Here is a 3,659-nt window from a genome sequence, read left to right on the forward strand (position 1 = left end):
GGGGCTTGGGGCGGCCCTGGCGGTGGCGCTCGTGCTGGCGGCGGTCGCCGTGGGGGCGCTGCTGACGGCGCGGACCGCCGGCAAGGCGCGGGTGCTGGAGCGCTCCGTGGACCTGCTGGAGGTGGAGCAGCTGGGACGGGCCTTCAGCGACAAGGTCTCCCTGGCCAACAGCGCGATGCTGGCGGGCGGGCGCTCCCTCACCCAGGACACGACGCTGGCCCGGCAGCGCTTCCTGGACACCGCCGTGCGGCTGCGCGAGCGGCTGTCGGGCCCCGACGACCCGGCGCTGGTGGACGAGGTGCGAAGCGCCGAACAGGCGCATGAAGCGGCCCTGCACGCCCTGCGGGACCTGCCCGACGCCGAGGAGCAGACGGAGGCCCGCGAGCGGCTGGCGCGCACCCATGTCCGGGTGCGCGAGGCCCAGGCCCGGCTGGAGAAGGAGGTGCAAGCGCGGCTGACCCGGGCCCACCAGGCGTCGCTCGCGGCGGACCGGTGGGAGCTGGGGCTGCTGCTGCTGGCGTCGGCGCTGGGCGTGGCCGTGGCGGCGGCGCTGGCGTGGGTGCTCCACCACCGGCTGCACCCGCTCAAGCGCGAGGCGGTGGTCAGCGCGCACCGCTTCCAGGCCCTGGTGGAGGGCGTGCGCGACTACGCGCTGGTGATGCTGGACGCGCGCGGACGGGTGGTCAGCTGGAACCCGGGCGCCGAGCGCATCAAGGGCTGGACGGAGGCGGAGATCCTGGGCCGCCCGGCCTCCACCTTCTTCACGTCCGAGGAGGCGGCGGCGGGGCAGGCGGAGCGGGACCTGGCGCGGGCCCTGCGTGAGGACCGGCTGCACTCGGTGGGCTGGCGGCAGCGCAAGGACGGCTCGCGCTTCTGGGCGGAGGTGTCCATCACCGTGCTGCGCGACGAGGCCGGGGCACCGCAGGGCTTCGCGGTGGTGACGCACGACATCACCCAGCAGCGGCGCACGGAGCGGATGCAGGAGCTGCTCGCGGAGGCCGGTCGCGTCTTCCACCAGTCGCTGGACCCCGACCTGACGGTGGCGGAGCTGGCGCGGCTGCTGGTGCCGGAGGTGGCGGATGGCTGCATCCTGTATCTCTTGACGCCCGCGGGGGAGCTGCGGCCCCGGGCCGTCACGCACGTGCGGCCCGAGCGCGAGGCGAGCCTGTGGGAGGGATTGCGGCGCTTCCCTCCGCGCCCGGGCACGTCCCCGCACATCTGGGAGGTGATGCGCAGCGGGCGCTCGCGCCTGGACGTGGACGCGAGCGGGCCGGATCTGGAGATCGCCGCGGAGAGCCCCCAGCACCGGGTGCTCATCGAGCGCCTCGGCATCGGGTCGTCGCTGGTGGTGCCATTGCGCGCGGGCAACAGGACGCTGGGCGTGTTCGTGCTGATGACGGCCCGGGGACACCGCTTCTTCACGCACGGGGACCAGGTGCTGGTGGAGGAGCTGGCGGGCCGGGCGGCGCTGGCCCTGGAGAACACGCGGCTCTTGCGCGAGGCGCGCGAGGCGGTGGACCTCATCGCCGTCACCGCGCACGACCTGGGCAATCCCTTGCATGCCATGCAGTTGCTGTTGACCAAGGTGCAGCGCGCGCAGGAAGCCGGCCAGGGCGCGGTGGCGCGACAGGGATTGACGGCGGCGCGCGGCCAGGCGCAGCGGCTGGGGCAGCTCTTGCACGACCTGCTGGACCTGTCGCGGCTGTCCTCCGACACGCAGGTGCTGGACGCGTCGCCCGTGGACCTGGGTGAGCTGGCGCGCGAGGTGGTGGACCGCTTCGCGGAGAGCGCCGCGCACGCGGGCTCCTCGCTGACGCTGGAGGCGGAGCCCGGGCAGGTGGGCCGGTGGGACCGGATCCGCCTGGACCGGGTGATGACGAACCTCATCTCCAACGCGCTGAAGTTCGGCCGGGGCCACCCGGTGACGGTGCGGGTGATGGCGCTGGACGCGGAGCACGCGCGGCTGGTGGTGCGCGACGAGGGCGTGGGCATCGCGCCGGAGGCCCAGCGCCGCATCTTCGAGCGCTTCGAGCGCGAGCCCACCGCGAAGGCGGAGCCGGGCTATGGGCTGGGCCTCTACATCGTGCGCCAGCTCGTGGAGGCGCACGGGGGGAGCATCCGCGTGGAGAGCATCCCGGGGCGGGGCGCCACCTTCATCGTGGACCTGCCGCGCGTGCCCCGCTCCCTGGAGGAGGCCGCGCGGGCGGAGCCGGCGTCGCTCCAGTGACGCCGCGCGCGGGCCTACAGGTGCAGCGACGGCACGGGGGCGACGATGCCGGGGCGGATGGGGAAGTCCTCGGGCAGCTTCTCGCGCTCCTCCAGGCGTTCGAACTCCAGCGTGTCGTGCGCGCAGAACACCGTCACCTGCTCGCCGTGGCGCTGCACCAGCTCCCGCAGGCGGCGCAGGTTGTACCAGCGCATCCACCCGTCCTTCTGCATCAGCTTCTGGTAGGCGCGCAGGCCGACGGTGCACCGGTACCGGTCCAGGTCCATCTCCCCGTGGTGGAAGTACGCGTCCCCGGCGTGCAGCATCCACCCGCCCCCGGTGTCGATGGCCACGCCCGCGTGGCCCAGCGTGTGGCCCACCAGCGGCACCAGGAGGATCTCCGGCGGCAGGCCGGACAGCTCGCGCACGCAGTCGAAGCCGAACCAGGACTCGCCCTGGCGCGGGACGTAGGTCTCCCAGCGCGTCTCCTTGGACCACTGCTGGGGCCGGAAGCGCGCGCGGTCCAGCCAGCTGCGCTGCGCGGTGGCCACGCGGTACTCCTCCGCCAGCACGTGCACGCGCGCGTGCGGGAAGTCGTCCAGGCCGCCCGCGTGGTCGAAGTCCAGGTGGGTGAGGACGATGTCGCGCACGTCGCTGGCCTGGAAGCCCATCCGTTCAAGCTGGCGGATGGCGGTGGCCTCCTCGGAGAGGGCGGGCCGGCACAGCACGTCGCGGAACAGGCCGCTGAGCCGCACGCGGGGCGCGTACACGTCATTGAGGCCGAAGCCGGTGTCCACCAGCACCAGCCCCCGGGGCGTCTCCAGCAGCAGGCAGTGACAGGTGAGCGCCGCCGGGCCGGTGAAGTCACGCCGTCCATCCATCAGCCGCCGACCGGGCGGGCACATGGTGGTGCAGTTCAGGTGGTGGATGCGCATGGCGGCTCCCGCTCCTCGTGACCGTGGCGGAAGTCCCCGCGCCCTGGACCCGGGCCGGGGGACACCGCCCTTCATTCGTTCAGGGCAAAAGGTGCGCCGTGGTGCGCTTGGGAGGAATCACCGCCCCGGGAGGCCGCGTGGGCTCGCCTGCCCGGTGGGAGAGGAGGCCCTTGGGAGCCGGAGCGCCGTCAGAGCGGCGGCGCCTGCCCGGCGGCCTCCGCGTCGTGCGGCGGGGCCGACATCAGCACCAGCGCCTCGGAGGTGGTGAGGGTGCGGTGCTCGACGCCGCGCGGGACGATGAGCAGCTCGCCCGCCTCCAGGTCCACGGCGCGCTCGCGGGACTCCACGCGCAGGTGACCGCGGGTGACGAAGAACAGCGCGTCCCCCGTCGCGTGCTGGCGCCAGGGGCCGGTGCCCGTCAGCCGCACCAGGTGCACCGGCTGGCCATGGAGCATGCCCACGGGCCGGGTGGTGCCCGGACCGGACAGGTCGGTGAAGGCGTGCGCCAGGTTCACCTT

At 74.1% G+C, this 3,659-nt stretch carries 3 protein-coding genes; 1 reads left to right on the forward strand and 2 read right to left on the reverse strand.

All coding sequences use genetic code 11. The features are described 5' to 3' along the window. On the forward strand, positions 1–2,227 hold a 2,227-nt coding region (locus D7V93_RS47560; protein WP_120648301.1), incomplete at its 5' end, for a sensor histidine kinase. A gap of 14 nt (positions 2,228–2,241) precedes the next feature. Here D7V93_RS47560 and D7V93_RS40120 read toward each other — a convergent pair. Further along, a complete protein-coding gene (locus D7V93_RS40120; protein ID WP_120648302.1) occupies positions 2,242–3,141 on the reverse strand; it encodes an MBL fold metallo-hydrolase in 900 nt (299 codons plus the stop codon). A 188-nt stretch (positions 3,142–3,329) separates the two neighbouring features. Beyond that, positions 3,330–3,659: cupin domain-containing protein (locus D7V93_RS40125; RefSeq protein ID WP_147451595.1), on the reverse strand; the 330-nt coding region annotated here is incomplete at its 5' end.

Origin of the sequence: Corallococcus llansteffanensis (assembly GCF_003612055.1) — a bacterium.
In the GTDB taxonomy this organism is placed as follows: domain Bacteria; phylum Myxococcota; class Myxococcia; order Myxococcales; family Myxococcaceae; genus Corallococcus; species Corallococcus llansteffanensis.

Excerpts from the sequence above, each read along its gene's own strand:
- D7V93_RS40120 (WP_120648302.1), bottom strand. The coding sequence starts at position 3,141 with ATGCGCATCCACCACCTGAACTGCACCACCATGTGCCCGCCCGGTCGG.